Here is a 24,905-nt window from a genome sequence, read left to right on the forward strand (position 1 = left end):
AACGGAGAGGTGTCAGGCGCCTTTGCCGTCCAATATGGCGGCAATCGCGACCGTCACATCGTCCATATCGGCCATGCCGTCGACCCGCGAGACGATGCCGCGCGCTTCGTAGATCGGCAGGATCGGCGCGGTCTTGGCGCGATATTCGGCCATGCGGGTGCGGACGGTTTCCTCATTGTCGTCGGGACGGCGCTTGAATTCGTGCCCATGGCACTTGTCGCACTCGCCCTCGACCTTGGGCTGCTTGAAGCTGTCGTGATAGCCCTCGCCGCAGGTCGCGCAGGTGAAGCGGCCGGTGATGCGCTCTACCAGGGCATCCTCGTTCACTTCCAGTTCGATCACATGGTCTAGGGTGCGGTTGCGGTCGGCCAAGATGCCGTCCAGCGAATGGGCCTGCGCCTCCGTCCGCGGATAGCCGTCGAAGATCACGCCGGTTTCGGGCGCCAGGGCATCCAGCGCCTCCCCGATGATGCCGGAGACGATCTCGTCCGACACCAGTTCGCCGGCCTCCATCACCGCCTTGGCCTTGAGGCCGATGGGCGTCCCGGCCTTCACCGCCGCGCGCAGCATGTCGCCGGTCGAGAGTTGCACCATGGCCCGGCTGTCCACCAGGCGCGTCGCCTGCGTTCCCTTGCCGGCGCCCGGAGGGCCGAGCAGAATGATATTCATGTCGCGCATTCTCCCCTGTTCTTCGCGCTTTTTACCGTTCCGCGCCGCTTAGCGCAGACGCCCTTTCAGCTTCGCCTTCTTGATCAGATCCCCATATTGATGGGCGAGCAGGTGGCTCTGGATCTGCGTCACGGTGTCGACCGTAACATTGACGACGATCAACAGGCTAGTCCCACCAAGGTAGAAGGGAATGCCCGCCCGGGCGATCACGAATTCCGGCACCAGGCAGATGAAGGCCAGATAGGCCGCACCGATCACCGTGATCCGGGTGAGCACATAGTCGAGATAATTTTCGGTGTTCTTGCCCGGACGGATGCCGGGAATGAAGCCGCCATTGCGCTTCAGATTGTCGGCCGTCTCTTCCGGATTGAACACCACGGCGGTGTAGAAGAAGCAGAAGAAGACGATGCCGAGACCGTAGAGCGCCATATAGACCGGGCTGCCGTGCGACAGATACTGGTTCAGCGTCAGCACGAAATCGCCCAGCCTGCTCTCGCCCGCCACGGTCTGGCCGGCGAATTGCGAGACGGTGAGCGGCATCAGCAGCAGCGAGCTGGCGAAGATCGGCGGGATCACGCCCGCCGTGTTGACCTTCAGCGGCAGATGGCTGCGGTCGGCCTGCATCAGGCCCTGGCGCGTCTGGCGCTTGGGATATTGGATCAGCACCCGGCGCTGCGCCCGCTCCATGAAGCAGATGAAGGCGATGAGGCCGAAACCGAGCACGATCACCAGGAAGATGACCAGGCCGGAAATCGCGCCCGTGCTGCTCGACTTGAACAGGTTGCTGAGCGTCACCGGCAATTGCGCGACGATGCCCGCCATGATGATGAGCGAGACGCCGTTGCCGATGCCGCGCGAGGTGATCTGCTCACCCAGCCACATCAGGAACATGGTGCCGCCGATCAGCGAGATCACCGCCGCGACGCGGAACAGATAGCCCGGATCGACCACCGCCTGCACGCCGGACTGGGCGCCGAAGCTTTCCAGCCCCACGGCGATGAAATAGCCCTGGACGGCGGTCAGGCCCACCGTGCCGTAGCGGGTATATTGGTTCAGCTTCTTGCGGCCGCTTTCGCCTTCCTTCTTGATCGCCGCGAGTTGCGGCGAGAGGGAGGCGGCGAGCTGCACCACGATCGAGGCGGTGATGTAGGGCATCACGCCGAGCGCGATCAGGCTCATGCGCGACAGCGACCCGCCCGAGAAGGTGTTGAAGATGTCGAGGATGCCGCCATTGGTCTGCTTGTAAAGCTGCGACAGCGCGGTCGGATCGACGCCCGGCAGCGGCACGAAGCTCAGGAAGCGGAAAACGATCAGCGCGCCCAGGGTGAACCACAGGCGCTTCTTGAGGTCGGTGGCCTGGCTGAACTTCGCCAGGCTGAGATTGGATGCGAGCTGGTCGGCTCTCGATGCCATCTTGGCTGCCCTTCAAAACATCTTGCCGGGATTTGGAAAGCCCGGAGCGGAATCGCTAACCCCTTAGCGGGGCGATGGGGCGCTGTCGAACCGGGAATTGCACCCCGTCCATTCCGAATGGCCTTGCGCCTGTCGACAGGCTCAGCCTCCACTCGATACGGACGGCGAGGGTTCCGGAGTCCCCAAAACACGTGGCCCCGCTCACCCATATCGGGCAGCGGGGCCATGCTTGCAAGCCTTACGGCTTAATTCACGCCTTCTTCGCGGCCTTGGCGCTGCCCTTCTTGGCGGCGGCCTTTTCAGCGGCGGGAACGACGGCGATCACTTCGACCTTGCCGCCAGCCTTTTCGACGGCTTCGACAGCGCCCTTCGACGCGCCGGCGACGAGCAGGTTGACCTTGGCCGTCAGTTCGCCCTTGCCGAGCAGACGCACGCCGTCCTTGCCGCCACGGGCCAGGGCGGCCGCCTTCAGCGCCGCGTGGTCGATGGTCGCATTGGCGTCCAGCTTGCCGGCGTCGATCGCCTTCTGCACCGCGCCGAGGTTCACGATCGCGTAATCCTTGGCGAAGATGTTGTTGAAGCCGCGCTTCGGCAGACGCATGTGGAGCGGCATCTGGCCGCCTTCGAAGCCGTTGATGCTGACGCCAGAACGCGCCTTCGCGCCCTTCTGACCGCGACCGGCGGTCTTGCCCTTGCCCGAGCCGATACCACGGCCGACGCGCATCCGGCCCTTGCGGGCGCCGGCATTGTCATTGAGTTCGTTAAGCTTGGTCATAATCTGCACTCGCTTTCGCTATGTTCGCGCGAAGGCCCGATCCACCAGGACCGGGCCGGAGCCCCGGCGAATGCCGGGGCCTCGTGAGGCTGGGCGCATCCCGTTGAAGAAGCGCCCAGCGGTTTGCGATCCCGGCTTGCGCCGGGATGACGGTTTAGTCGACCACCGCCACCATATGGGGCAGCTTCGCGATGGCGCCGCGGACTTCCGCAGTGTCTTCCAGCTCCACCACGCGGTGCATCTTGCCAAGGCCGAGGCCGATCAGAATCTTCTTCTGAGCTTCGGGACGGCGGATCGGTGAGCCGATCTGCTTGATCTTGATCTTCGCCATGATGTCTTACTCCGCAATCGCTTCGGCATCCGCCTGGGCGACTTCGGCCGAGGCGCCGCCGCGACGGAGCAGGTCGGCAACCTTCTTGCCGCGACGCTGCGCCACCGCCTTGGGGCTGACCTGTTCACCCAGCGCCTCGAAGGTCGCCCGGATCATGTTGTAGGGGTTCGACGTGCCGTTCGACTTGGTCACGACGTCAGCGACGCCGAGGCTTTCGAACACGGCGCGCATCGGACCGCCCGCGATGATGCCCGTACCGGCAGGCGCCGAACGCACGGTCACCTTGCCGGCGCCGAAATGGCCCTTGCCGTCATGGTGCAGGGTGCGGCCTTCCTTCAGCGGAACGCGGACCATCGCCTTCTTCGCCGAAGCGGTCGCCTTGCTGATGGCTTCGGGCACTTCGCGCGCCTTGCCATGGCCGAAGCCCGCACGGCCCTTGCCGTCACCAACGACGACCAGAGCGGCGAAACCGAAGCGCTTGCCGCCCTTCACCGTCTTCGAGACGCGGTTGATGTGAACCAGCTTCTCGATCAGCTCCTCACCCTGTTCCTCGTCACGATTGCCGCGACGGTCGTCGCGACGGCCACGGCCGCCACGCTCGCCACGGTTGCGGTCACCGCCACGGCCACGGCCCCGACCGGGACCCCGGCCTTCGGTCTGCTCGCCGCCTTCAACGGCCGCGGGTGCGCCCGGCTGGGCCTGGATATCGTTTTCGTCAGCCATGATCAGAACTCCAGCCCGGCTTCACGGGCCGCATCGGCCAGCGCTTTGACGCGGCCATGGAACAGGAAGCCACCACGGTCGAAGACGACCCGGGTGACGCCGGCGGCGGTCGCCGCAGCGGCAACGCGCTTGCCGACATCCGCAGCGGCATCGGCGGTGGCGCCGGTATTGCCGCGGACATCCTTGTCCAGGGTCGACGCGGCGGCCAGGGTCTTGCCCTGCGCATCGTCGATGATCTGGGCATAGATGTGACGGCCCGAACGGTGGACGCTGAGGCGCGGGCGGGTACCCGAAACAGCCTTGAGCGCGGTGCGGACGCGGCGGCGACGCCGCGCGAAGAGGGAAAGCTTTGCCATCTTACTTCTTCTTCCCTTCCTTGCGGAAGATGAACTCGCCGGCGTACTTGATGCCCTTGCCCTTATAGGGTTCGGGCTTGCGCCAGCGGCGGATCTCGGCGGCAACCTGACCCACCTGCTGCTTGTCGATGCCGCTGATCTCGACCGTGGTGTTGTCCGGGGTCTTGATCTCGATGCCTTCGGGCACCGCGAAGTCGACGTCATGCGAATAGCCGAGCTGCAGCTTCAGGGTCTTGCCCTGGGCATTGGCGCGGTAGCCGACACCGGTGATCAGCAGCTTCTTCGAGAAGCCCTCCGTCACGCCGGTGATCAGGTTCTGGATCAGCGTGCGCTGCATGCCCCAGAAAGCGCGGGCGCGCTTGCTGTCATTGGCAGGCTTCACCGCGATCGAGCCTTCCTCGATGCTGTAGGTGACTTCGTCGGCCAGCGGCAGCGACAGGGTGCCCTTGGGACCCTTCACCGAAAGCTGGCCGTCGGCGATGGCCGCGGTGACGCCCGCGGGGACGGCAACCGGCTTCTTACCAGTACGGCTCATCAGAACACCTCCGCCAGCACTTCGCCGCCGACATTCTGCTCGCGCGCTTCGGCGTCGGACAGAACGCCCTTGGGCGTCGAGACAATGGTGATGCCAAGGCCGTTGCGCACGACGGGAAGTTCCTTGGAACCCGAATAGACGCGGCGGCCGGGCTTGGACACGCGGGCGACATGCTTGATCGCCGGCTGGCCCTCGAAATATTTCAGCTCGATGCGCAGGCCGGCATGCTTGCCGAGCAGTTCCTCGGAATAGCCGCGGATATAGCCTTCGCGCTGCAGCACGTCGAGCACGCGGGCGCGGAGCTTCGAAGCGGGGGACACAACGCTGTCCTTCTTCGCCTGCTGCCCGTTGCGGATGCGGGTGAGCATATCACCCAGGGGATCGGTCAATGCCATCTCAAATGATCCTTACCAGCTCGACTTGGTGACGCCGGGGATCAGGCCCTTGTTGGCCAGATCACGCAACTGCACGCGGCAGAGACGGAATTTGCGGTAATAGGCCCGGGGACGGCCCGTCAGCTCGCAGCGATTGCGCACGCGGGTCGGGTTGCCGTTGCGGGGGATTTCCGCCATCTTCAGACGCGCGATCAGACGCTCCGTGTCGTCGAGCGCGGTATCGGCTGCGATCGCCTTGAGCTTCGCATAGCGGCCGGCATATTTCTTCACCAGCTTCTTGCGGCGCTCATTCTTGTTGATCGAACTCAGTTTCGCCATGACTTAAGTTCTCTTTCTTAGCCTAACGGTTGGAAAGAGAAGCGGGACCTTTTCAGGCCGCCTGCTTCTCTTCGAGCGGGAAGGGGAAGCCGAAGAGACGCAGCAGTTCGCGCGCTTCCTCGTCCGTCTTCGCCGTGGTGGTCACGATGATGTCCATGCCGCGCACCTTGTCGATGCGGTCATAGTTGATCTCGGGGAAGATGATCTGCTCCTTGATGCCGAAGGCATAGTTGCCGCGGCCGTCGAAGCTCTTCGGGTTGAGACCGCGGAAGTCGCGCACGCGGGGCAGAGCGATGTTGATCAGGCGATCAAGGAACTCATACATGCGCTCGCGGCGCAGCGTGACCTTGGCGCCGATCGGCATGCCTTCACGCAGCTTGAACTGCGCGATCGACTTGCGGGCCTTGGTGATGACCGGCTTCTGGCCGGCGATCAGTTCCATTTCCTCGGCGGCCGAAGTGACCTTCTTCTTGTCCTGCGTGGCTTCGCCAACGCCCATGTTGAGCGTGATCTTCTCGATCTTCGGCACTTCCATGACGTTCTTGTAACCGAACTTCTCGGTCATCGCCTTGGCGATTTCGGCGTCATAGAGCGCCTTCGAGCGCGGGATGTACTTGTCGCTCATTACAGCACCTCACCGGACTTGACGGCGACACGGACCTTCTTGCCGTCGCGATCCTCGAAGCGGACGCGGGTCGGCTTGCCATCCTTGTCAGCGACAGCGACGTTCGAAATGTGGAGCGGCGCGGGCTTGCGCTCGATGCCGCCCTGCGGGTTCGCCTGGTCGGGCTTGCGGTGACGCGCATGCACGTTGATGCCTTCGACGAGGACCTTGTCCTCCTTCGGCAGCACCTGCAGGACGGCGCCGGTGCGGCCCTTGTCCTTGCCGGCCAGGATGACGACCTTGTCGCCCTTCTTGATCTTGGCAGCGCTCATTACAGCACCTCGGGGGCGAGCGAGATGATCTTCATGTGCTTCTTGGCGCGCAGTTCGCGAACGACCGGGCCAAAGATACGGGTGCCGATCGGCTCCTCGTTCTTGTTGATCAGCACGGCGGCATTGCCGTCGAAGCGAATCACGCTGCCGTCAGCGCGGCGCACGTCCTTGGCGGTGCGCACGATGACGGCGCGGTGCACGTCACCCTTCTTCACCTTGCCACGAGGCGCAGCTTCCTTGATCGAGACGACGATGATGTCGCCCACGCTCGCGAAACGACGCTTCGAGCCGCCCAGCACCTTGATGCACTGGACGCGCTTGGCGCCGCTGTTGTCAGCGACGTCAAGATTGGATTGCATCTGGATCATGGATCCGGTTCCTTCTTATTTGGCCTACCGGGACAATTCCCGGCGGTTCCGAATTTCACTGCACTAGAGCCCTTGGCGAACCATCTGACTCTACCTTTGAGGAGCCATCTGACTCTACCTTTGAGGAGCCATCTGACTCTACGCGAAGCGCGGGCCTGTACCCTTTCCAGGCGGAAAAGGCCAGCCCCGCGCGACACTTTTCTTCAAAGGCTCAGCGAGCCTCCCTCAGGCCGCCGTTTCCGGCGACTTGTGGGTGTCCACACGCTCGATGACCTTCCAGGTCTTGAGCTTGGAAATCGGAGCGGTCTCCTCAATGCGGACCGTTTCGCCTTCCTTGTAGACATTGCCCTCGTCATGGGCATGGTACTTCTTCGAACGGCGGATGATCTTGCCGTAGAGCGCATGCTTAACCTTGCGCTCCACGCGAACCACCACCGTCTTGTCGGTCTTGTCGGAAACCACCGTTCCCGTCAGCACGCGCTTGGGCATCGTGTGATTTCCTTCTTACTTCGCAGCCGAGCGCGAACGCTCGGACTGAAGGGTCTTGATCTGCGCGATCGACCGGCGGACTTCACGCACGCGGCTGGGCTTTTCCAGCTGGTTGGTGGCCGCCTGGAAGCGCAGGTTGAACTGCTCGCGCTTCAGGTTGTTGAGTTCGGTCGACAGTTCGTCGTCCGTCTTGGTCTTGAGGTCGGCAACGTTCGCCACGGCTTAGCCCTCCAGGTGCGAGGTGTCGCCGAGGCGGGCAACGACCTTGGTCTTGATGGGCAGCTTCATCGCGGCGCGCGAGAAGGCCTCTGCTGCGAGCGGGCCGGGAACGCCGTCCAGTTCGAACAGGATGCGGCCGGGCTTGACGCGGGCCGCCCAATATTCGACCGAACCCTTGCCCTTGCCCTGACGGACTTCGGCGGGCTTCTTCGACACCGGCACGTCGGGGAACACGCGGATCCACAGACGGCCCTGACGGCGAAGGTGGCGCTGGATCGCGCGGCGGGCCGCCTCGATCTGGCGGGCGGTGACGCGCTCGGGTTCCAGAGCCTTCAGACCGTAAGCGCCGAAGTTCAGGGCCGAACCGCCCTTGGCGTCGCCCTTGATCCGGCCCTTGAAGGTCTTGCGGAACTTCATTTTCTTCGGTTGCAGCATGACGCTATACCTATCTTATTCTCAGCGCGCCGGGCGCACGCCGGAGGTCTGAGCCTCCAGCATCAGCCGGTCGGTAGCCATCGGATCGTGACCAAGGATTTCGCCCTTGAAGATCCAGACCTTGATGCCGCAAACGCCATAAGCGGTGTGCGCTTCGGCTTCGGCATAATCGACATTCGCGCGCAGCGTGTGCAGCGGAACGCGGCCTTCGCGATACCATTCCACGCGGGCGATCTCCGCGCCGCCCAGACGGCCGCCGCAGGTGATCTTGATGCCTTCGGCACCCAGACGCAGGGCGCTCTGCACCGCGCGCTTCATTGCACGGCGGAACGCCACGCGGCGCTCCAGCTGGTCGGCAATGCCCTGCGCGACGAGCTTGGAGTCGATTTCCGGCTTGCGGATCTCTACGATGTTCAGGCTGACGTCCGAAGAGGTCAGGCTGCCCAGCTTCTTGCGCAGCTTCTCAATGTCCGCGCCCTTCTTGCCGATGATGACACCGGGGCGGGCAGCGTAGATCGACACGCGGCACAGCTTGGCGGGACGCTCTATCACCACCTTGGAGATCGCGGCCTGCGGCAGGTTCTTCATGATATACTGGCGGATCTTCAGATCCTCCAGCAGCAGGCGGCCATAGTCGGCGCCTTCCGCGAACCAGCGGCTGTCCCAGGTACGGTTGATCTGCAGACGCAGACCGATCGGATTGCTCTTGTGACCCATGTCTCTTACGCCTCCGCTTCTTCAGCTGCTTCGCGAACGACGATGCGCACGCGGCTGAAGGGCTTCAGGATCCGGGTCGACTTGCCGCGGCCGCGAGCGTGGAAGCGCTTCATGGTGAAGCTCTTGCCCACCGATGCTTCCGCGACGACCAGCGAGTCGACGTCCAGATTATGATTGTTTTCCGCATTGGCGATGGCCGAAGCCAGCACCTTGCGCACGTCGACCGCCATCGCCTTCTTCGAGAAGGCGAGGATGTTCAGCGCGTCCTCGACCTTGCGGCCGCGGATCAGCGTGGCGACCAGGTTCAGCTTCTGGGCCGAACCGCGGATCTGCGTGCCGACGGCCAGCGCCTCATTGTCGGCGACGCGACGGGGAGCCTTTTCCTTGCTCATTAGCGCTTGCCCTTCTTGTCGGCGGCGTGGCCGGGGAAGTAGCGGGTCGGGGCGAATTCGCCCAGCTTGTGACCCACCATGTCCTCGTTCACCGAGACCGGCACATGCTTGCGGCCGTTATAGACGTTGAACGTCAGGCCGACGAACTGCGGCAGGATGGTGGAACGGCGCGACCAGGTCTTGATCGGACCCGAACGGCCACCGGCGTCCTGCGCCACTTCCGCCTTCTTCAGAAGGCTGAGGTCCACGAACGGACCTTTCCAGACGGAACGAGCCATCTCGCTTACCTCTTCTTCTTCGCGTGGCGGCTACGGATGATGAACTTGTCCGTCGCCTTGTTGTGGCGGGTGCGCGCACCCTTGGTCGGCTTGCCCCAGGGTGTGACCGGATGACGGCCGCCCGAGGTCCGGCCTTCACCACCGCCATGCGGGTGGTCGACCGGGTTCTTCGCCACACCGCGCGTCAGCGGACGCTTGCCGAGCCAGCGGTTGCGGCCGGCCTTGGCGAGATTGGTGTTGGCGTTGTCCGGGTTCGACACGGCACCGACGGTGCCCATGCAGTCCGAACGGATGTAGCGCTGCTCGCCCGAGGACAGGCGGACCATCACCATGCCACGATCGCGGCCGACCAGCTGGGCGTAGGTGCCCGCCGAACGGCAGAGCTGACCGCCCTTGCCAGGCTTCATCTCGATATTGTGGATGATGGTGCCGACCGGCATCTGGCCGAGTTCCATCGCATTGCCCGGCTTCACGTCGGTCTTCTTGCCCGCGACGACCTTGTCACCGGGGGCCAGACGCTGCGGCGCCAGGATATAGGCCTGGGTGCCGTCGGGATAGTTGACCAGCGCGATGAAGGCGGTGCGGTTGGGGTCATATTCCAGACGCTCGACCGTGCCCTCGACGTCCCACAGGCGACGCTTGAAGTCGATGATGCGGTAGCGCTGCTTGTGACCGCCGGCGATGCCGCGCGAGGTCACATGACCCTTGTTGTTGCGGCCGCCGGTCTTGCGCTTGCCTTCGGTCAGCGCCTTGACGGGCTTGCCCTTGTGCAGCGCGCTGCGGTCGACGAGGATCAGGCCGCGCTGGGCGGGGCTGGTCGGGTTGTAGCTCTTAAGCGCCATGGTCAGCGCACTCCTTCGGTGATGTCGATCGACTGGCCATCGGCCAGGCGAACGATCGCCTTCTTGACGTCCGAGCGCGTATAGGGCTTGCCCTTCCACTTCTTGGTCTTGCCCTTGGCGACCAGCGTGTTCACGCTCTTGACCGTCACGCCCCAAATGGCTTCGACGGCGGCCTTGATCTCCGGCTTCGACGCATCGTTGGCGACCTTGAAGACCACGGCGTTGTTCTCGGAGAGAAGGGTCGACTTCTCGGTGATGACCGGCGCGACAACGACGTCATAATGACGGTTGTCGACGGTCGCGGCTTCTTTCTTAGCCATTGAAACGCGCCTCCAGCTTTTCGACCGCGGCGCGCGTCAGCACCAGCGAATCCGCCTTAAGGATGTCGTAGACATTGGCGCCGACGGCCGGCAGCAGGTCCACGCCGACAATGTTCGCCGAAGCCTTCGCGAAGCTGACGTTCACCGCGTCGCCGTCGATGAACAGAGCCTTGTTGAGGTTCAGCTTGGCGAGGTGCGCGACCAGAGCCTTGGTCTTGCCTTCCGCCACGTCGAGATTGTCGAGAACGATCAGCGATCCGTCCTTGGCCTTCGACGACAGGGCCATTTTCAGGCCGAGCGCACGAACCTTCTTGTTGAGGTCGTGGCCGAAGGTGCGGGCGCGGGCGCCGTGCGCCTTACCACCGCCGATGAACACGGGCGCCTTGCGGTCGCCGTGACGGGCGGTGCCGCCGCCCTTCTGGCGGCCAAACTTCTTGCCGGTGCGGGCAACGTCCGAACGCTCGCGGGTGGCGCGGGCCGGGGCGCGACGCTTTTCGAGTTGCCAGGTGACGACGCGGTGCAGAATGTCGGTGCGGGGTTCGACGCCGAACACGGCATCGTTCAGTTCCACTTCACCGGCGGCTGCGGCATCGAGGGTCTGTACCTTGACCTTCATGATTAGCCCTCCTGGCCTTCGGTCGCTTCGGGAGCGGCCGCTTCTTCAGCGGGCGTTTCGGCCGGAGCGTTGTTGCTGTTGGCAGCCTGCTTCAGGCTCGCCGGATAGGGCGCGTCGGCTGGACGCTTGACCTTGACGGCGTCGCAGACGGTCAGCCAGGTGCCCTTGGCGCCGGGGACGCTGCCCTTGACGAACAGCAGGCCGCGCTCGACGTCCGTGCGGACGATTTCGAGATTCTGCTGGGTGCGCTCGCGGTCACCCATGTGACCGGCCATCTTCTTGTTCTTGAAGACGCGGCCCGGGTCCTGACGGTTACCGGTCGAACCATGGGCACGGTGGCTGATCGAGACGCCGTGGGTGGCGCGCATACCGCCGAAGCCCCAGCGCTTCATGGCGCCGGCGAAACCCTTACCCTGGGTGTGGCCGGCAACGTCGACCAGCTGGCCGGCGATGAAATGATCGGCCGCGATTTCGGCGCCGACATCGAGGAGCGCATCCTCGGCGACGCGGAATTCGACCAAACGCGCTTTCGGCTCCACTTCCGCCTTGGCGAAGTGGCCGCGCTGCGGCTTGGCGACATTCTTGACCTTCGCGACGCCCGCACCGAGCTGAACCGCGACATAGCCGTCGCGATCGGTTTCCTTGCGGGCCACGACCTGATTGCCCTCAAGGGCCAGAACCGTAACCGGAATATGACGTCCGTCCTCCTGGAACAGACGGGTCATCCCGACTTTCTTAGCGATCACGCCTGTGCGCATCACCGATTACTCCCATAGAGGCCCGCCTTAGCAGCGGGCGTATCCAACGAAAAAACCGCTCAGGATTTCTCCCTCGCGGCCCAACCCCAATATAGATCACCCCGTCCGGGTTGGATGCCGACCCCTATTCGGGACCAGCGACGGGGGACCAGGACCACGAGCCCTTTCCGGTTCACCGGAGAGGCCGTGCGGTATCCCTGTGTCTTTTGAGCTTCCGGCCAGCGGAATGCCCGATACCCTGCCCACCTTGCGGGTTGGCAGGGACTTGCCGGCTTCAGGCCAGCTTGATTTCGACGTTCACGCCGGCAGCCAGATCCAGCTTCATCAGCGCGTCGACCGTCTGCGGCGTCGGCTGCACAATGTCAAGCATGCGCTTGTAGGTGCGGACCTCGAACTGCTCGCGCGACTTCTTGTCGATGTGCGGACCACGGTTGACCGTGAACTTTTCGATGCGCGTCGGAAGGGGAATCGGACCGCGGATAAGGGCGCCGGTGCGGCGGGCGGTGTCGGCGATGTCGCCGGTCGCCTGATCGAGCACGCGATGATCGAACGCCTTGAGGCGAATGCGGATGTTGCTGTCCATTGTTCCTGTACCGATGCGAAAGAGCCAAAACCCGGAGCATTTTCAGAAATCAGCCGGAGCAGCCGATGATTTATGAAAATGCGCCAACCAAAAAAATATCCGCCCCGTTCCTTGCCCTTCTAGCTCGACTGGAGCCGGAGAAAGGCGATCCGGGGCGGTAAAAAACTCAGCGGCGCGAATCAGGCGATTCGCGCCGCTGCGGTCCTATATTACTTCGAGATCGTGCCGACAACCCCTGCACCGACGGTGCGGCCGCCTTCGCGGATGGCGAAGCGGAGACCCGCGTCCATCGCGATCGGGGCGATCAGCTTCACGCCGAGCTTCACGTTATCGCCGGGCATGACCATCTCGGTGCCCTCGGGCAGGATCACTTCGCCGGTCACGTCGGTGGTGCGGAAGTAGAACTGCGGACGATAGTTGGCGAAGAACGGAGTGTGACGGCCGCCTTCTTCCTTCGACAGGACGTAGACTTCCGCGTCGAACTCGGTGTGCGGGGTGATGGTGCCGGGCTTGGCCAGAACCTGACCGCGCTCAACTTCTTCACGGCCCACGCCACGGATCAGCGCGCCGATGTTGTCGCCGGCCTCACCCTGATCGAGCAGCTTGCGGAACATTTCGACGCCGGTCACGGTGGTCTTGCGGGTATCCTTCAGACCGACGATCTCGACTTCCTCGCCAACCTTGACGATGCCGGTCTCGACGCGGCCGGTCACGACGGTGCCGCGACCCGAGATCGAGAACACGTCTTCGATCGGCATCAGGAACGGACGATCGACCGGACGCTCCGGCTGCGGGATGAACGAGTCGACAGCGGCCATCAGCTTCAGAACGGCGTTCTTACCGATTTCGTCGTTCGAACCGTCCAGAGCCTTGACGGCCGAACCGGGGATGACGGGGATGTTGTCGCCGTCGAAGTCGTAGGACGACAGCAGCTCGCGGATTTCCAGCTCGACCAGTTCCAGGATTTCCGGATCGTCGACGAGGTCGACCTTGTTCATGAACACGACGAGCTGCGGCACGCCGACCTGGCGGGCGAGCAGGATGTGCTCGCGGGTCTGCGGCATCGGGCCGTCGGTGGCCGAAACGACGAGGATCGCGCCGTCCATCTGGGCCGCGCCGGTGATCATGTTCTTGACGTAGTCGGCGTGACCCGGGCAGTCGACGTGCGCGTAGTGACGGGCTTCGGTCTCATATTCGACGTGGGCGGTCGAGATGGTGATGCCGCGCTCGCGCTCTTCGGGCGCCTTGTCGATATTGGCATAGTCGACGAAGGTCGCGCCGCCGGTTTCGGCGAGCACCTTGGTGATCGCCGCGGTCAGCGAGGTCTTGCCATGGTCGACGTGACCGATGGTGCCGATGTTGCAGTGCGGCTTGTTCCGCTCAAACTTAGCCTTAGCCATTTTATCCTACCTTCTAATCAAATCAGCTTTGGTCTGACCGCTCGGCCGCGCCTCGCGAAGGCGCGTCCATAGCAGCAAATTTAGAGAATGCCAGCCCAAAACCGAGCCGCTTGCGCGGCCCGGCCCGGGAAATTCATCAGGCCATCTTCGCCTTGACCTCGTCCGCCACATTCTGCGGCACTTCGTCATAGTGCGAGAAGATCATCGAGTAGTTCGCGCGCCCCTGGGTGAACGAGCGAAGCTGGTTCACATAGCCGAACATGTTGGCCAGCGGGACCATCGCCTCGACCACCTGCGCGTTGCCGCGGCTGTCGGTGCCCTGGATCTGGCCGCGGCGGCTGTTCATGTCGCCGATGACGTCGCCCAGATATTCCTCCGGGGTCACGACCTCGACCTTCATGATCGGTTCAAGCAGCTTGATGCCCGACTTGGCGGCCGCCTCGCGCATGGCGCCGCGGGCGCAGATTTCGAAGGCCAGGGCCGACGAGTCGACGTCGTGATAGGCGCCGTCCGTCAGGTGGACTTCGAAGTCGATGATCGGGAAGCCGATGAGATGACCGGTCTCGGCCGTCTCGCGGAAGCCCTTTTCCACCGACGGGATATATTCGCGCGGGATGTTGCCGCCCTTGATCTCGTCGAAGAACTGGTAGCCCGAACCGCGCTCGCCGGGGATGACGGTGACCTTGACGCGGCCGAACTGGCCCGAGCCGCCCGACTGCTTCTTGTGGGTGTAGTCGATGTCGACCTTCTTCGCGAGATATTCGCGATAGGCGACCTGCGGCGCGCCGACATTGGCCTCGACCTTGAACTCGCGCTTCATGCGGTCGACGAGGATTTCGAGGTGCAGTTCGCCCATGCCCTTGATGATGGTCTGGCCCGATTCGTGGTCGGTCGAGACGCGGAAGGACGGGTCCTCGGCGGCCAGGCGGTTGAGCGCGATGCCCATCTTTTCCTGGTCGGCCTTGGTCTTGGGTTCGACCGACAGCTCGATCACCGGCTCGGGGAATTCCATCCGCTCCAGGATGATCGGCTGGCGCTCGGCGCACAGCGTATCGCCGGTGGTGGTTTCCTTGAGGCCCGCCAGAGCGACGATGTCGCCCGCATAGGCGGTGTCGATGTCCTCACGCGAGTTGGCGTGCATGAGGAGCATGCGGCCGATCTTTTCCTTCTTGTCCTTGACCGAGTTCAGATAGCTGCCCTTGGTCAGCGTGCCCGAATAGACGCGCAGGAAGGTGAGCGAACCCACGAACGGGTCGTTCATGATCTTGAACGCCAGGCCCGAGAAGGGCGCGTCGTCGGCCGTCTTGCGGCTGTCGGGCTCGTCGGTGTCGGGGTTGATGCCCTGAACGTCGGGAATGTCGAGCGGCGAGGGCAGATAGTCGACCACCGCGTCGAGCAGCGGCTGCACGCCCTTGTTCTTGAACGCCGAACCGCACAGCACCGGCACGAAGGCATGGCCCAGCGTGCCCTTGCGGATCAGCTTCTTGAGCGTGGCGACGTCGGGCAGATTGCCTTCCAGATAGGCTTCCATCGCATCGTCGTCCTGTTCGACGGCGAGCTCGATCAGCTTCTCGCGATATTCGGCGGCCTTGTCGGCGAGGTCGGCCGGAATCTCCTCATAGGTGAACTCGGCGCCCAGATTCTCATCCTTCCAGATGATGGCGCGGTTCTCGACCAGGTCGACCAAGCCCTTGAAGTCCGATTCCGCGCCGATGGGCAGATAGAGGACAGCCGGGGTGGCGCCCAGACGGTCGATGATCGTCTGCACGCAATAATAGAAGTTGGCGCCGGTGCGGTCGAGCTTGTTGATGAAGCACATCCGCGGAACCTTGTACTTGTCCGCCTGGCGCCACACGGTTTCCGACTGCGGCTCAACGCCCGCGACGCCGTCGAACGCGGCGACCGCGCCATCGAGCACGCGCAGCGAACGCTCGACTTCGATGGTGAAGTCGACGTGGCCGGGGGTGTCGATGATGTTCAGGCGATGATCGTTCCAGAAGCAGGTCGTCGCAGCCGACGTGATGGTGATCCCACGCTCCTGCTCCTGCTCCATCCAGTCCATGGTGGCGGCGCCGTCATGGACTTCGCCGATCTTGTAGGACTTGCCGGTATAGTAAAGGATACGCTCGGTCGTGGTGGTCTTGCCGGCGTCGATATGCGCCATGATACCGAAATTGCGATAGCGTTCGAGCGGATGGCTGCGGGCCATGATGCTTCTCCGTTGCCGGCGCGCCGGCGGTTGGGGATTCGTTAAATCTGCGCGTGGCCCCTAAACCAATCCGTCCGCCATGGGTAGCCACCCGTGGCGAACGGACCGATTTTTCGAAACCATGAGAGGAAGCGGACGATATGGGCGCCCGCTTCGCCTTTTTCCAGCGCCGAATTACCAGCGATAGTGCGAGAAGGCGCGGTTCGCTTCCGCCATGCGGTGCGTGTCTTCGCGCTTCTTGACGGCATTGCCGCGGTTGTTGGCGGCGTCCAGCAGTTCACCCGACAGACGGGCGGCCATGGTGGTTTCGCTGCGGTTGCGCGACGCGGTGATCAGCCAGCGGATCGCCAGCGCCTGGGCGCGCTCCGGGCGCACTTCGACGGGGACCTGGTAGGTCGCACCGCCGACGCGGCGGCTGCGGACCTCGATGCCGGGCTTCACATTGTTCAGCGCGTCATGGAACATGGCGATCGGGTCCTTCTTGGACTTCGCCTCGACAGTGTCGAGAGCGCCGTACACGATGGACTCGGCGACGGCCTTCTTGCCGTCCTGCATGATGCTGTTCATGAACTTCGACAGCACGACATCACCGAATTTGGGATCGGGCAGGATGACGCGCTTTTCGGGGCGACGACGACGTGACATATTACTGGTCTCCCCTTACTTCGGACGCTTGGCGCCGTACTTCGAACGGCTCTGCTTGCGGTCCTTGACGCCCTGGGTATCCAGAACGCCGCGCAGCACGTGATAGCGCACACCGGGAAGGTCGCGCACGCGGCCGCCGCGGATCAGCACGACGCTGTGCTCCTGAAGGTTGTGGCCTTCACCCGGAATGTAGGTGATGACTTCGCGCTGGTTGACCAGGCGCACCTTCGCCACCTTGCGGAGAGCCGAGTTCGGCTTCTTCGGGGTCGTCGTGTAGACACGGGTGCAAACGCCGCGCTTCTGCGGGTTCGCTTCCATTGCAGGGACCTTCGACTTGGTCTTCTGCAGTTCGCGGCCCTTGCGGACCAGCTGGTTGATCGTTGGCATGAAGCCCTTCACCTTTTTCAGTTACTTTACCGCATGCATTCCCGCGTTCCTTGCGGCCTGGAAAACGAATCGCCTCCAAACAGCAAAGGCTCCGGCGGAAACCCGCCCGGAGCCGCAAGAGCACCGGCAATGTTCAGCTCTGATGCCCTGAGGACCGGGGTTCGGCGCGAACGAATCCGTCCATTCCGGCCTTTGGGCAGGCGCGCCTATAGCCATGTGGCGGCCGCCGGTCAAGAACAGGCCCGACGATCGCGCCGTCCCGATCCGACGTGGCGGGGACGGCAGGCGATGGCGCCTTTCTATCCGGAGTCGGAGAGTCCGCGAGGCCGGTTTGCGAAGGATGGAGAGCGCCGGCAAAAATTTCGCGGGGGATCGGAACCCTTTGCCCGGTTCCACGTTTCACCCCGTTCATCTTTCGACTCGTCACGACTCCGCTCCCCCGGATTCGCGCGACTCGATTCCTTTTGTTAGCGCCCCGTTCACTAAAAACGCATGCGGGGTCGCAATTGTCGCAATGGAGCAAGATGGGGGCAGCCGCCCTCTGGGCCGGCATGACCGCCCGGTGTTCGAAGCTGTGCCCGGAACGGGAGATTTTCCTGCGCTCCGGCGGCCAGGTGAAGTTCATCCGTATTTCGCGCGGGGCGCAGCTCGCCACGGTCGGCCTGCTCTCTTCCGCCTTGATCGGTGGGCTTGGGCTATCCCTGTCCATGGCCGCCAACAACGCGGAGATCGAGCAGGAGCGCGCCGCCCTCGCCGCCCGTGACAAGGCCGTTGCCAACAGCGCCAGCCAGGTCGAGCGCTACCGCAAGTCGGTCGACCAGCTCGCGCAGGAGTTGCAGGAACGCCAGGATTTCATGGACGACCTCTACCGCACGCATTTCGGTCAGGAGGGCGCGGCTCCGGCCGGCGATGTGGTCGGCAAGGCCGACAGCGGAACCAGGAACGGCACGTCCAAGCTCGACACCAAGATCAGCGTCGCGCCCGAAGCGGCGCCGTTGTTCCGGATCGACGCGCGGCAGCGCCGTTTTGCCGCCCTGCTGACCGACGCCGTCCGGCATCGTGCCGACAAGGCAGCCGCCGCGATCCGCAGCTTCGGCCTCAATCCCGACAGCCTCGCCCGCACGGCGGCCCGCGCGCAGGGCGGCCCCTTCGTGCCATGGGAAGGGCAGGACGTCCTGCCGGACGAGTTCGAAAAGCTCGCCCAGGCGCTGTCCCGCATGGAATTTCTGGAAGGGAGCCTGCTCGCCATCCCCTCCGGCAAGCCCACGGCGACGCCGATGCTGAGCAGCAGCTATGGCTACCGGAGCGATCCGTTCAACGGCCATGCGGCCTTTCACGCGGGTCTGGATTTTCCCGGCAGCATGGGCCAGCCGATCCTGGCGGCCGCATCGGGCAAGGTCAGCTTCGTGGGCCAGCGCAGCGGCTATGGCAATGTGGTCGAGGTTACCCATGGCAATGGCATCCTGACCCGATATGCCCATCTTTCGGGCTTCAGCGCGCGGGTCGGCCAGCAGGTGGCGCGCGGCGACGCCATTGCGCGGATGGGATCGACAGGCCGCTCCACGGGGCCGCATCTTCATTTCGAGGTGCGGGTGAACGGCAATGCCATCAATCCCCGCCGCTTCCTGGAGGCGCGCAAGGATGTCCTCCAGATCCAGCAGGTCGCCACGGCGCGTCTGGCGGATGTCGGCGGCCGCGGTTAGCGCTTTTGCTTCCGGCTGATCCGGATTTCCAGCTCCGCCTGATCCGCGCGCCTGCCTGCCGGGGGTTCATCTGCCCGAAAAGGAAAAGGGGCCGGAAACCCGACCCCTTCCCTTGCATTCGTAACGGTCGAACCGATCAGCGCTTCGAGAACTGGAAGCTGCGGCGGGCCTTGGCCTTGCCGTACTTCTTGCGCTCGACGGCGCGGCTGTCGCGGGTCAGGAAGCCTTCGGCCTTGACCGCGCTGCGCAGCGCCGGCTCGTACTTGGCGAGCGCCTGGGCGATGCCGTGCTTGACTGCGCCGGCCTGGCCGGACAGGCCGCCGCCCTTGACGGTGGCGATCACGTCATACTGGCCTTCGCGCTCGGTGACGCCGAAGGGCTGGTTGATCACCAGACGCAGGGTCGGGCGGGCGAAGTAGATTTCCTGATCGCGGCCGTTGACCGTGATCTTGCCGGTGCCGGGCTTCACCCAGACGCGGGCGACGGCATCCTTGCGGCGGCCGGTCGCATAGGCGCGGCCGAGGCTGTCGATTTCCTGGGCGCGCAGCGGAGCCGAGGGCTGGACCGGAGCGATCGGCGCGTCGGCGGCGACGGTTTCGGCAGCGGCCGGAGCGTTGGCGGTCAGCGACGCGAGGTCGGACAGGGACTGGCGGTTATCGGACATTATGCACCCACCTTGTTCTTGCGGTTGCGCGACGCGAAGTCGAGCACTTCGGGGTTCTGCGCGGCGTGCGGATGTTCGGCGCCGGCGAAGATGCGCAGGTTGCGCATCTGCTGACGGCCCAGCGGACCGCGGGGGATCATGCGCTCGACGGCCTTTTCCAGGACGCGTTCGGGGAAACGGCCTTCCAGAACCTTCTGGGGGGTGGTTTCCTTGATGCCGCCGGCATAGCCGGTGTGCTTGTAATAGACCTTGTCGGTCAGCTTGCGGCCGGTGAACTTCACCTTTTCCGCGTTGATGATGATGACATTGTCACCGCAATCGACATGGGGGGTGAAGCTCGGCTTGTGCTTGCCGCGCAGGATGTTCGCGACGGTCGAGGCGAGGCGGCCGACGACGAGGCCTTCCGCGTCGATCAGGACCCACTTCTTTTCGACCGTGGCCGGGGTCGCCGGCTTGGTGGTCTTCATCAGCGCCTTCATGGTGCCAATACTCCAAGAATGAAACAGTGAATTGAAGGCTGTTTCCAGCTTTCGGAAGATGCGCGCTAATGACGGGTGGAAGGGCGCAAGTCAAGAGATTCGGCGGCTTTGCTGACGGGTAAAATAATACCTGTCGATCAGCCCGTCCGATCGTCCACCCACCGGGCGAAGGCGGCATGGGCCGCGTCGACGGGCAGAGCGAGGATCGCCGGAACCTGATAATCGTGCAGTTCCGCGATGCGCGCCATCAGCGCGTCGCGGCGGGCGGGCGCGGTCTTGAAGAGGACGGGCACCTCCGCCGCGGTATCGACCGCGCCGTTCCATTCGTAGATGGAGGTCGCCTCCCCCAGCAGGTTCGCGCAGGCGGCCAGCCTTTCCTCCACCAGCTGGCGGGCGATGCGGGTCGCGGCCTCGCGCGAGCCGAACAGCGTGTAGACGAGCGCGACGGCGCTCATCCCCGGCGTTCCCCCAGCGCATGGGCGCCCCAGGTCGCGGACGCCACCACCAGCGCGCCGACCGCCTGGTGCAGCACCGCCAGCGGCAGGGCGATGCCGCTGACGACCGTGGCGATGCCGAGCGCGACCTGCGTGCCCACCGCCGCGTTGATCGCGATGGAGGGGCCGCGCTGCCCCGCCTGCTTCGCCATGCGCGCCAGCATGACCAGCAGGATCGCGGCGACCCAGGCCCACCAGCGATGGATGAAATGGACGAGATAGGGATCGCTGGAAAGGGTGGCCCAGAGCGAACCCAGCCATTCGATCCCCTCCGGCACCAGATGGTCGTTCATCAGCGGCCAGGTGCTGGAGACATAGCCCGCGTCCAAACCAGCGGTGAAGGCGCCGAACATGAGTTGCACCAGCAGCGCCAGCAGCGCGACCACCGCGAAGGGATGGAGCATGGCGGGCCTGGCGAAGGGGGTCTTCGCACGGGTCAGCAGGTCGAGCGCGGTCCAGATCAGCCCGCCCATGATGAACAGCGCCGTCAGCAGATGCACCGCCAGCCGGTAATGGCTGACGTCGGTGCGCACCGACAGGCCCGATTCCACCATCCACCAGCCGATCGCGCCCTGCAGCCCGCCAAGCGCCAGCAGCGCGACGAGACGGAAGCCATAGCCCTGCGGGATCGCCCGCTTCCACGCAAACCACAGCAGCGGCAGCGCGAAGGCGACGCCGATCAGCCGCCCGAGCAGCCGGTGCACCCATTCCCAGAAGAAGATGAACTGGAAATCGCCCAGCGTCATGCCCTGCCGCAACTGCCGATATTCGGGAATCTGCTGATAGGCGCGGAACGCATCCATCCACTGGTCGTGGGTCAGCGGCGGGATGGCGCCGCTGATCGGTTTCCATTGCGTGATCGACAGGCCGGATTCGGTCAGGCGGGTGATGCCGCCGACCACGACCATGCAGAAGACGAGGGCGGCGACCGTCAGCAGCCAGCGCGCGATCGGCGCGGGGCGTGGGACGGCGGTGGCGGGGCGGCTCAGGGTCGTCGCGGTCATGGCGCCGATCCATGCGCGCTTGTTTCGCCTGTTGCAAGGATAACCCTGACCGGTGGACAAAAGGTCGTAACGCCTTCTGCCTGAACGGATACAAAGCGCCGGACAGGCGTATCTCGCCCTATGAACAGGCTGACCGAGGATAATCGATGAGCGGCGCGCCGGGCATAGCGGAGATGATCGCCGCGCAGGGGCCGCTGGGCGCCCTGACCGCGCGCATCGACGCCGGATCGCCGCTGGGGCCGGTGCACGGCTGGTCCCCGGCGCTGGTGTCGACCGTCCGGCTGATGCTGTCGTCGCAGGCGGAGATCGTGCTGTTCTGGGGCCCCGATCTCTGCGCGCTCTACAACGAAGCCTATGCGCCCACCATCGGGGACAAGCATCCCCGCGTGCTGGGCCGCCCGGCGCGGGAGGGGTGGACGGAACTGTGGGACGATCTGGAGCCGCTGCTGCGTTCCGTCGTCGACCAGGGGCAGTCCGTGCATGCCAAGGACCGCCCCTTCTATATCGAGCGGGACGGCGGACAGGGCGAACAGGTGTTCTTCGACATCAACTATTCCCCGGTGTTCGAGACGGACGGCTCCGTCGGCGGCGCGCTGTGCATCGTCAGCGAGACCACCAAGAGGGTGGTCGCGGAAAAGGAGATGCGCGCCGATCGCGCCCGCCTCTGGGCATTGGCGCGCGACCCGTTCCTGGTCGCCGACCGGGACGGCACCTGGCTGGCCGCCAGCCCCGCCTGGACCGAAATATTGGGATGGAGCGAGGCGGACCTGATCGGGCGCACGTCCGAATGGATGGAGCATCCCGACGATCTGGAGAAGACGAAGGGGGAGATCGCCGGGCTGGCGCGGGGCATGCCGACGGTGCGATTCGAAAACCGGTTCCGGGCGAAGGACGGCAGCTATCGCAATTTCAGCTGGACGGCGGTGCCGGAAAACGACCTTATCTATTGCGTCGCCCGCGACGTGACCGAGCAGCGCGCCCATGCCCGGGCGCTGGCGGAGGCGGAAGAGGCGCTGCGGCAGGCGCAGAAGATGGAGACGCTGGGCCAGTTGACCGGCGGCGTCGCGCATGACTTCAACAATCTGCTGCAGATCGTCACCGGCAATCTGGAACTGCTGCAACGCGGCCTTCACGAGGATCAGGCGCGGCTGCGGCGCGCCGCCGACAATGCCATGGCGGGCGCGGAGCGCGCCGCGTTGCTGACGCAGCGGCTGCTCGCCTTTTCCCGCCGCCAGCCGCTGGCGCCCGAGCGGATCGACCCCAACCGGCTGGTCAGCGGCATGTCCGACCTGCTCAACCGCACATTGGGCGAGACGATAGAGGTGGAGACGATCCAGAGCGCGCGCATCTGGCCGATCGAGATCGACGTCAACCAGATGGAGAATGCGCTGCTGAACCTGGCGGTGAATGCGCGCGACGCCATGCCGGACGGCGGCAAGCTGACCATAGAGGTGGCCAATACCCATATCGACGAGGATTATGCCGCGCAGGAGGCGGAGGTAAAGCCCGGCCAATATGTGCTGATCAGCGTGTCCGATACGGGCGAGGGCATGGACGAGGAGGTGCTGAGCCACGCCATCGAACCCTTCTTCACCACCAAGGAGGTCGGGCGGGGCACCGGCCTTGGCCTGTCGATGGTCTATGGCTTCATCAAGCAGTCCGGCGGCCATATCCGCGTCTATTCCGAAAGCGGCCATGGCACGACGGTCAAGATCTACCTTCCCCGCTTCTACGGTCCGCTGCCGGACAACGACACCGGGTCGGTGGACCGCGCCGCGCCGATATGCGGCGGCGACGAGACGGTGCTGGTGTGCGAGGATGACGAGAAGGTGCGCGCCTATACCGTCGATGTGCTGAAGGAACTGGGCTATCGGGTGATCGAGGCGAATGACGGCGCGGCGGCCTTGCAGGCGCTGGACAGCGCTTCGCAGTCCATCGACCTGCTGTTCACCGACGTCATCCTGCCCGGCGGCATGACCGGGGCCGACATCGCGCAACAGGCGCGCGCGGAGCGGCCGGGGCTGAGGGTGCTGTTCGCCACCGGCTATGCGCGCAACGCCATCATCCATCACGGGCGGCTCGATCCGGGCGTGGAACTGCTGACCAAGCCGTTCACCTATGCCGAACTGGCCGCCAAGGTGCGCGACATGCTGGACCGGAACGGAGCGCGGCAGGTGGGCTGAAGCCCGAGTGGAAGGGAAGTTCGAGAATGCGGATGCCCGCCCCTATCAGGGCGGCGCCGACCGCAAGCGCTTCCTCCGGCCCGATGCCGCGCAGGATCGCGCAAATGGGCGGCGCGCCTTTGGCCAGCAGGTCGTCCAGGGTCATGAGGGGTCTCCGTGAGATGGGGCGTTGGCGGATGGGGCGGCGGGAACAGCCTCTCTCCTCCCCGGTCCTCATCAGGACAGCCCCCCATCGGGACAGCCCCCATCAGGACAGGCCCCCATCAGGACAGACCAGCGAGCGAGCAGGCGTCGCCGTCCAGCGTCTCGCTCGGCACGCCGCGCCTGCCCAGCGCCTGGGCGTAGCGCACCGAGAGCCGGGCGTCCCCGATCAGCCATATGTCGTCCGCCTGTCCGGACGTGGCGAGTCCGGACGTGGCGAGGATTTCCGCGACCTCCGACCCGATCAGCAGGCCGGACAGATAGCCTGCCGACCAGTCCGCCGAACGTCCGGCGCGCAGCCGCATGCTGCGCGCGGCGAACAGGGAGGAGAGCAGACGCCCCCCCTCCTCCGCCCGGCGCAGACCGTCGGCGAAGCCCTGCGCCTCCTGCGCCGGATCGGGCCGGTCGGCCGGCGCGCCCAAGGTGGAACGATCCCGCAGCAGGGCGAAAAGCTCCCCCGTCGGCATGGTGCGGAAGGAGGTGACGCGGCCATCCTGCACCACCGCCCATTTATTGTGGGTGCCGGGCAGGACGATGAGCCGGCGGCCCTGCCCCAGCGCCGGATCGCGCGCGATGGCGCCGAATATCTGCGTTTCCTCTCCGCGCATGAGGTCGGGCGCGCCGGCCGTCCCGGTGCAGGCGAGGCCCGCCATGATCGCGACGGGCACGCCGCGCCAGTCGAACCGCGCCGCCGCCGCACGCCAGGTCGCGGCGTCGGCGGGGCAATCCGCATAGGGCGCCTCCACCCAGCCGTCGCGGGCGCCGGCCATGCCGCAAAGGCGTATTTCCGTCGGCGCGGCTTCCTCCAGCCAGGGGGCGATGGTGGCGGCGAAGGCCGCTTCCGCCTGCCCGGCCGCCGCAGCGATGCCGGGGCCGTCATGGCGGGCGGTGACGCGGCCCTGCTCGATACGGAACAGCCGAAGGCGGCTGGTGCCCCAGTCCCCGACGACCTCGTAGCGGCTCAGCAAATTCGTCACCTGGCCCGAACCATCCTTGAATTTCTATTTGTATGAGTATATCGGAGAGGCAAGCGCGTCAACGTGCCCGAGAATCCATTGACCATTTTCT

34 protein-coding genes and 1 pseudogene are annotated in these 24,905 nt (G+C 64.8%); 2 read left to right on the plus strand and 33 right to left on the minus strand.

The annotated features are described in order from the left end of the window. Nucleotides 1-12: 12 nt before the first annotated feature. The 27 genes from H5V43_RS12175 to rpsL form a co-directional block, all read right to left on the minus strand. Nucleotides 13-669 (minus strand): adenylate kinase, encoded by a 657-nt coding sequence (locus tag H5V43_RS12175; protein WP_025547288.1) that lies wholly within the window; start codon nt 667-669, stop codon nt 13-15. 48 nt (nt 670-717) lie between these two features. Further along, nucleotides 718-2,082: a preprotein translocase subunit SecY gene (gene secY / locus H5V43_RS12180; RefSeq protein WP_013847751.1), complete on the minus strand. Its 1,365-nt coding sequence runs from the start codon at nt 2,080-2,082 to the stop codon at nt 718-720. 250 nt (nt 2,083-2,332) lie between these two features. Then, entirely contained in the window at nt 2,333-2,857 is a 525-nt protein-coding gene (gene rplO, locus H5V43_RS12185) for a 50S ribosomal protein L15 (protein WP_025547286.1), read from the minus strand. 154 nt (nt 2,858-3,011) lie between these two features. Beyond that, entirely contained in the window at nt 3,012-3,188 is a 177-nt protein-coding gene (rpmD, locus tag H5V43_RS12190) for a 50S ribosomal protein L30 (protein WP_013847753.1), read from the minus strand. 6 nt (nt 3,189-3,194) lie between these two features. Beyond that, nucleotides 3,195-3,911, minus strand: coding sequence for a 30S ribosomal protein S5 (gene rpsE, locus H5V43_RS12195; protein WP_044661335.1), 717 nt, complete (start codon nt 3,909-3,911; stop codon nt 3,195-3,197). A 2-nt stretch (nt 3,912-3,913) separates the two neighbouring features. After that, entirely contained in the window at nt 3,914-4,267 is a 354-nt protein-coding gene (rplR, locus tag H5V43_RS12200) for a 50S ribosomal protein L18 (protein WP_025547282.1), read from the minus strand. Nucleotide 4,268: 1 nt separating this feature from the next. After that, nucleotides 4,269-4,802, minus strand: a complete 534-nt coding sequence (rplF, locus tag H5V43_RS12205; protein ID WP_025547280.1) for a 50S ribosomal protein L6 — start codon at nt 4,800-4,802, stop codon at nt 4,269-4,271. Continuing rightward, entirely contained in the window at nt 4,802-5,197 is a 396-nt protein-coding gene (rpsH, locus tag H5V43_RS12210) for a 30S ribosomal protein S8 (protein ID WP_025547278.1), read from the minus strand. The genes rplF and rpsH overlap by 1 nt, the downstream gene beginning before the upstream one ends. Nucleotides 5,198-5,209: 12 nt before the next feature. Continuing rightward, nucleotides 5,210-5,515 carry a 30S ribosomal protein S14 gene (rpsN, locus tag H5V43_RS12215; RefSeq protein WP_025547277.1) on the minus strand — a complete coding sequence of 102 codons (306 nt, stop codon included), beginning with the start codon at nt 5,513-5,515 and terminating at the stop codon, nt 5,210-5,212. A 52-nt stretch (nt 5,516-5,567) separates the two neighbouring features. Next, complete coding sequence (gene rplE, locus H5V43_RS12220; RefSeq protein ID WP_037481563.1) at nt 5,568-6,140, minus strand: 50S ribosomal protein L5; 573 nt, start codon at nt 6,138-6,140, stop codon at nt 5,568-5,570. Further along, nucleotides 6,140-6,451: a 50S ribosomal protein L24 gene (gene rplX, locus H5V43_RS12225; protein ID WP_025547274.1), complete on the minus strand. Its 312-nt coding sequence runs from the start codon at nt 6,449-6,451 to the stop codon at nt 6,140-6,142. The genes rplE and rplX overlap by 1 nt, the downstream gene beginning before the upstream one ends. After that, on the minus strand, nt 6,451-6,819 hold the full coding sequence (gene rplN, locus H5V43_RS12230; RefSeq protein WP_007686569.1) for a 50S ribosomal protein L14: 369 nt from the start codon (nt 6,817-6,819) through the stop codon (nt 6,451-6,453). The genes rplX and rplN overlap by 1 nt, the downstream gene beginning before the upstream one ends. Nucleotides 6,820-7,044: 225 nt before the next feature. Continuing rightward, nucleotides 7,045-7,308 (minus strand): 30S ribosomal protein S17, encoded by a 264-nt coding sequence (gene rpsQ, locus H5V43_RS12235; protein WP_006960320.1) that lies wholly within the window; start codon nt 7,306-7,308, stop codon nt 7,045-7,047. A 15-nt stretch (nt 7,309-7,323) separates the two neighbouring features. Next, nucleotides 7,324-7,527, minus strand: coding sequence for a 50S ribosomal protein L29 (gene rpmC, locus H5V43_RS12240; RefSeq protein ID WP_013847759.1), 204 nt, complete (start codon nt 7,525-7,527; stop codon nt 7,324-7,326). A 3-nt stretch (nt 7,528-7,530) separates the two neighbouring features. Then, nucleotides 7,531-7,962, minus strand: coding sequence for a 50S ribosomal protein L16 (gene rplP / locus H5V43_RS12245; protein WP_007686573.1), 432 nt, complete (start codon nt 7,960-7,962; stop codon nt 7,531-7,533). 21 nt (nt 7,963-7,983) lie between these two features. Beyond that, nucleotides 7,984-8,679 (minus strand): 30S ribosomal protein S3, encoded by a 696-nt coding sequence (gene rpsC, locus H5V43_RS12250; RefSeq protein WP_021239758.1) that lies wholly within the window; start codon nt 8,677-8,679, stop codon nt 7,984-7,986. 5 nt (nt 8,680-8,684) lie between these two features. Continuing rightward, the gene (gene rplV, locus H5V43_RS12255) at nt 8,685-9,071 is read right to left on the minus strand and encodes a 50S ribosomal protein L22 (protein WP_025547267.1); all 387 of its coding nucleotides are present in this window, start codon (nt 9,069-9,071) and stop codon (nt 8,685-8,687) included. Next, nucleotides 9,071-9,349, minus strand: coding sequence for a 30S ribosomal protein S19 (gene rpsS, locus H5V43_RS12260; protein ID WP_007686576.1), 279 nt, complete (start codon nt 9,347-9,349; stop codon nt 9,071-9,073). Before rpsS ends, rplV begins: the two co-directional genes overlap by 1 nt. A 5-nt stretch (nt 9,350-9,354) precedes the next feature. After that, a complete protein-coding gene (gene rplB, locus H5V43_RS12265; RefSeq protein ID WP_007686579.1) occupies nt 9,355-10,191 on the minus strand; it encodes a 50S ribosomal protein L2 in 837 nt (278 codons plus the stop codon). 2 nt (nt 10,192-10,193) lie between these two features. Further along, the gene (locus tag H5V43_RS12270) at nt 10,194-10,511 is read right to left on the minus strand and encodes a 50S ribosomal protein L23 (RefSeq protein WP_007686581.1); all 318 of its coding nucleotides are present in this window, start codon (nt 10,509-10,511) and stop codon (nt 10,194-10,196) included. Next, nucleotides 10,504-11,127: a 50S ribosomal protein L4 gene (rplD, locus tag H5V43_RS12275; RefSeq protein ID WP_025547264.1), complete on the minus strand. Its 624-nt coding sequence runs from the start codon at nt 11,125-11,127 to the stop codon at nt 10,504-10,506. Before rplD ends, H5V43_RS12270 begins: the two co-directional genes overlap by 8 nt. A 2-nt stretch (nt 11,128-11,129) precedes the next feature. Continuing rightward, complete coding sequence (gene rplC / locus H5V43_RS12280) at nt 11,130-11,885, minus strand: 50S ribosomal protein L3 (RefSeq protein ID WP_025547262.1); 756 nt, start codon at nt 11,883-11,885, stop codon at nt 11,130-11,132. 274 nt (nt 11,886-12,159) lie between these two features. Further along, nucleotides 12,160-12,468, minus strand: coding sequence for a 30S ribosomal protein S10 (gene rpsJ / locus H5V43_RS12285; RefSeq protein WP_007686587.1), 309 nt, complete (start codon nt 12,466-12,468; stop codon nt 12,160-12,162). A 209-nt stretch (nt 12,469-12,677) separates the two neighbouring features. Next, on the minus strand, nt 12,678-13,868 hold the full coding sequence (gene tuf, locus H5V43_RS12290) for an elongation factor Tu (RefSeq protein WP_025547259.1): 1,191 nt from the start codon (nt 13,866-13,868) through the stop codon (nt 12,678-12,680). Nucleotides 13,869-14,004: 136 nt separating this feature from the next. Beyond that, the gene (gene fusA / locus H5V43_RS12295) at nt 14,005-16,077 is read right to left on the minus strand and encodes an elongation factor G (RefSeq protein ID WP_044661334.1); all 2,073 of its coding nucleotides are present in this window, start codon (nt 16,075-16,077) and stop codon (nt 14,005-14,007) included. A 174-nt stretch (nt 16,078-16,251) separates the two neighbouring features. Continuing rightward, nucleotides 16,252-16,722 (minus strand): 30S ribosomal protein S7, encoded by a 471-nt coding sequence (gene rpsG, locus H5V43_RS12300; RefSeq protein WP_007686590.1) that lies wholly within the window; start codon nt 16,720-16,722, stop codon nt 16,252-16,254. A gap of 15 nt (nt 16,723-16,737) precedes the next feature. Further along, nucleotides 16,738-17,109, minus strand: coding sequence for a 30S ribosomal protein S12 (gene rpsL / locus H5V43_RS12305; RefSeq protein ID WP_007686591.1), 372 nt, complete (start codon nt 17,107-17,109; stop codon nt 16,738-16,740). 524 nt (nt 17,110-17,633) lie between these two features. Here rpsL and H5V43_RS12310 point away from each other — a divergent pair. Next, the gene (locus H5V43_RS12310; RefSeq protein ID WP_025547254.1) at nt 17,634-18,812 is read left to right on the plus strand and encodes a M23 family metallopeptidase; all 1,179 of its coding nucleotides are present in this window, start codon (nt 17,634-17,636) and stop codon (nt 18,810-18,812) included. Nucleotides 18,813-18,948: 136 nt separating this feature from the next. Here the strand turns inward: H5V43_RS12310 and rpsI are convergent, their stop codons facing one another. The 4 genes from rpsI to H5V43_RS12330 form a co-directional block, all read right to left on the minus strand. Further along, the gene (gene rpsI, locus H5V43_RS12315) at nt 18,949-19,476 is read right to left on the minus strand and encodes a 30S ribosomal protein S9 (RefSeq protein WP_044661332.1); all 528 of its coding nucleotides are present in this window, start codon (nt 19,474-19,476) and stop codon (nt 18,949-18,951) included. After that, the gene (gene rplM / locus H5V43_RS12320) at nt 19,476-19,955 is read right to left on the minus strand and encodes a 50S ribosomal protein L13 (protein ID WP_007686594.1); all 480 of its coding nucleotides are present in this window, start codon (nt 19,953-19,955) and stop codon (nt 19,476-19,478) included. The genes rpsI and rplM overlap by 1 nt, the downstream gene beginning before the upstream one ends. 137 nt (nt 19,956-20,092) lie before the next feature. Next, nucleotides 20,093-20,410 (minus strand): divalent-cation tolerance protein CutA, encoded by a 318-nt coding sequence (cutA, locus tag H5V43_RS12325; protein ID WP_025547251.1) that lies wholly within the window; start codon nt 20,408-20,410, stop codon nt 20,093-20,095. After that, on the minus strand, nt 20,407-21,453 hold the full coding sequence (locus H5V43_RS12330; protein ID WP_061939341.1) for a COX15/CtaA family protein: 1,047 nt from the start codon (nt 21,451-21,453) through the stop codon (nt 20,407-20,409). Before H5V43_RS12330 ends, cutA begins: the two co-directional genes overlap by 4 nt. Nucleotides 21,454-21,599: 146 nt before the next feature. Between H5V43_RS12330 and H5V43_RS12335 the strand changes: the two genes are divergently transcribed. Then, complete coding sequence (locus H5V43_RS12335; RefSeq protein ID WP_226870115.1) at nt 21,600-23,636, plus strand: hybrid sensor histidine kinase/response regulator; 2,037 nt, start codon at nt 21,600-21,602, stop codon at nt 23,634-23,636. Between the two features lie 4 nt (nt 23,637-23,640). Here the strand turns inward: H5V43_RS12335 and H5V43_RS23640 are convergent. Then, nucleotides 23,641-23,781 (minus strand): annotated as a pseudogene (locus tag H5V43_RS23640) (2-dehydro-3-deoxy-6-phosphogalactonate aldolase); the annotation flags it as partial. Nucleotides 23,782-23,899: 118 nt separating this feature from the next. Beyond that, complete coding sequence (locus tag H5V43_RS12345; RefSeq protein ID WP_037481572.1) at nt 23,900-24,802, minus strand: 2-dehydro-3-deoxygalactonokinase; 903 nt, start codon at nt 24,800-24,802, stop codon at nt 23,900-23,902. Nucleotides 24,803-24,905: the final 103 nt, after the last annotated feature.

It is taken from the genome of Sphingobium fuliginis (genome assembly GCF_015074805.1).
Classification (GTDB): domain Bacteria; phylum Pseudomonadota; class Alphaproteobacteria; order Sphingomonadales; family Sphingomonadaceae; genus Sphingobium; species Sphingobium fuliginis.

Bases quoted from the DNA above. Each gene is read 5' to 3' on its own strand.
- H5V43_RS12175 (WP_025547288.1), bottom strand. From the start codon at position 669: ATGAATATCATTCTGCTCGGCCCTCCGGGCGCCGGCAAGGGAACGCAG.
- secY (WP_013847751.1), bottom strand. From the start codon at position 2,082: ATGGCATCGAGAGCCGACCAGCTCGCATCCAATCTCAGCCTGGCGAAG.
- rplO (WP_025547286.1), bottom strand. From the start codon at position 2,857: ATGACCAAGCTTAACGAACTCAATGACAATGCCGGCGCCCGCAAGGGC.
- rpmD (WP_013847753.1), bottom strand. From the start codon at position 3,188: ATGGCGAAGATCAAGATCAAGCAGATCGGCTCACCGATCCGCCGTCCC.
- rpsE (WP_044661335.1), bottom strand. From the start codon at position 3,911: ATGGCTGACGAAAACGATATCCAGGCCCAGCCGGGCGCACCCGCGGCC.
- rplR (WP_025547282.1), bottom strand. From the start codon at position 4,267: ATGGCAAAGCTTTCCCTCTTCGCGCGGCGTCGCCGCCGCGTCCGCACC.
- rplF (WP_025547280.1), bottom strand. From the start codon at position 4,802: ATGAGCCGTACTGGTAAGAAGCCGGTTGCCGTCCCCGCGGGCGTCACC.
- rpsH (WP_025547278.1), bottom strand. From the start codon at position 5,197: ATGGCATTGACCGATCCCCTGGGTGATATGCTCACCCGCATCCGCAAC.
- rpsN (WP_025547277.1), bottom strand. From the start codon at position 5,515: ATGGCGAAACTGAGTTCGATCAACAAGAATGAGCGCCGCAAGAAGCTG.
- rplE (WP_037481563.1), bottom strand. From the start codon at position 6,140: ATGAGCGACAAGTACATCCCGCGCTCGAAGGCGCTCTATGACGCCGAA.
- rplX (WP_025547274.1), bottom strand. From the start codon at position 6,451: ATGAGCGCTGCCAAGATCAAGAAGGGCGACAAGGTCGTCATCCTGGCC.
- rplN (WP_007686569.1), bottom strand. From the start codon at position 6,819: ATGATCCAGATGCAATCCAATCTTGACGTCGCTGACAACAGCGGCGCC.
- rpsQ (WP_006960320.1), bottom strand. From the start codon at position 7,308: ATGCCCAAGCGCGTGCTGACGGGAACGGTGGTTTCCGACAAGACCGAC.
- rplP (WP_007686573.1), bottom strand. From the start codon at position 7,962: ATGCTGCAACCGAAGAAAATGAAGTTCCGCAAGACCTTCAAGGGCCGG.
- rpsC (WP_021239758.1), bottom strand. From the start codon at position 8,679: ATGGGTCACAAGAGCAATCCGATCGGTCTGCGTCTGCAGATCAACCGT.
- rplV (WP_025547267.1), bottom strand. From the start codon at position 9,071: ATGAGCAAGGAAAAGGCTCCCCGTCGCGTCGCCGACAATGAGGCGCTG.
- rpsS (WP_007686576.1), bottom strand. From the start codon at position 9,349: ATGGCTCGTTCCGTCTGGAAAGGTCCGTTCGTGGACCTCAGCCTTCTG.
- rplB (WP_007686579.1), bottom strand. From the start codon at position 10,191: ATGGCGCTTAAGAGCTACAACCCGACCAGCCCCGCCCAGCGCGGCCTG.
- H5V43_RS12270 (WP_007686581.1), bottom strand. From the start codon at position 10,511: ATGGCTAAGAAAGAAGCCGCGACCGTCGACAACCGTCATTATGACGTC.
- rplD (WP_025547264.1), bottom strand. From the start codon at position 11,127: ATGAAGGTCAAGGTACAGACCCTCGATGCCGCAGCCGCCGGTGAAGTG.
- rplC (WP_025547262.1), bottom strand. From the start codon at position 11,885: ATGCGCACAGGCGTGATCGCTAAGAAAGTCGGGATGACCCGTCTGTTC.
- rpsJ (WP_007686587.1), bottom strand. From the start codon at position 12,468: ATGGACAGCAACATCCGCATTCGCCTCAAGGCGTTCGATCATCGCGTG.
- tuf (WP_025547259.1), bottom strand. From the start codon at position 13,868: ATGGCTAAGGCTAAGTTTGAGCGGAACAAGCCGCACTGCAACATCGGC.
- fusA (WP_044661334.1), bottom strand. From the start codon at position 16,077: ATGGCCCGCAGCCATCCGCTCGAACGCTATCGCAATTTCGGTATCATG.
- rpsG (WP_007686590.1), bottom strand. From the start codon at position 16,722: ATGTCACGTCGTCGTCGCCCCGAAAAGCGCGTCATCCTGCCCGATCCC.
- rpsL (WP_007686591.1), bottom strand. From the start codon at position 17,109: ATGCCAACGATCAACCAGCTGGTCCGCAAGGGCCGCGAACTGCAGAAG.
- H5V43_RS12310 (WP_025547254.1), top strand. From the start codon at position 17,634: ATGGGGGCAGCCGCCCTCTGGGCCGGCATGACCGCCCGGTGTTCGAAG.
- rpsI (WP_044661332.1), bottom strand. From the start codon at position 19,476: ATGTCCGATAACCGCCAGTCCCTGTCCGACCTCGCGTCGCTGACCGCC.
- rplM (WP_007686594.1), bottom strand. From the start codon at position 19,955: ATGAAGGCGCTGATGAAGACCACCAAGCCGGCGACCCCGGCCACGGTC.
- cutA (WP_025547251.1), bottom strand. From the start codon at position 20,410: ATGAGCGCCGTCGCGCTCGTCTACACGCTGTTCGGCTCGCGCGAGGCC.
- H5V43_RS12330 (WP_061939341.1), bottom strand. From the start codon at position 21,453: ATGACCGCGACGACCCTGAGCCGCCCCGCCACCGCCGTCCCACGCCCC.
- H5V43_RS12335 (WP_226870115.1), top strand. From the start codon at position 21,600: ATGAGCGGCGCGCCGGGCATAGCGGAGATGATCGCCGCGCAGGGGCCG.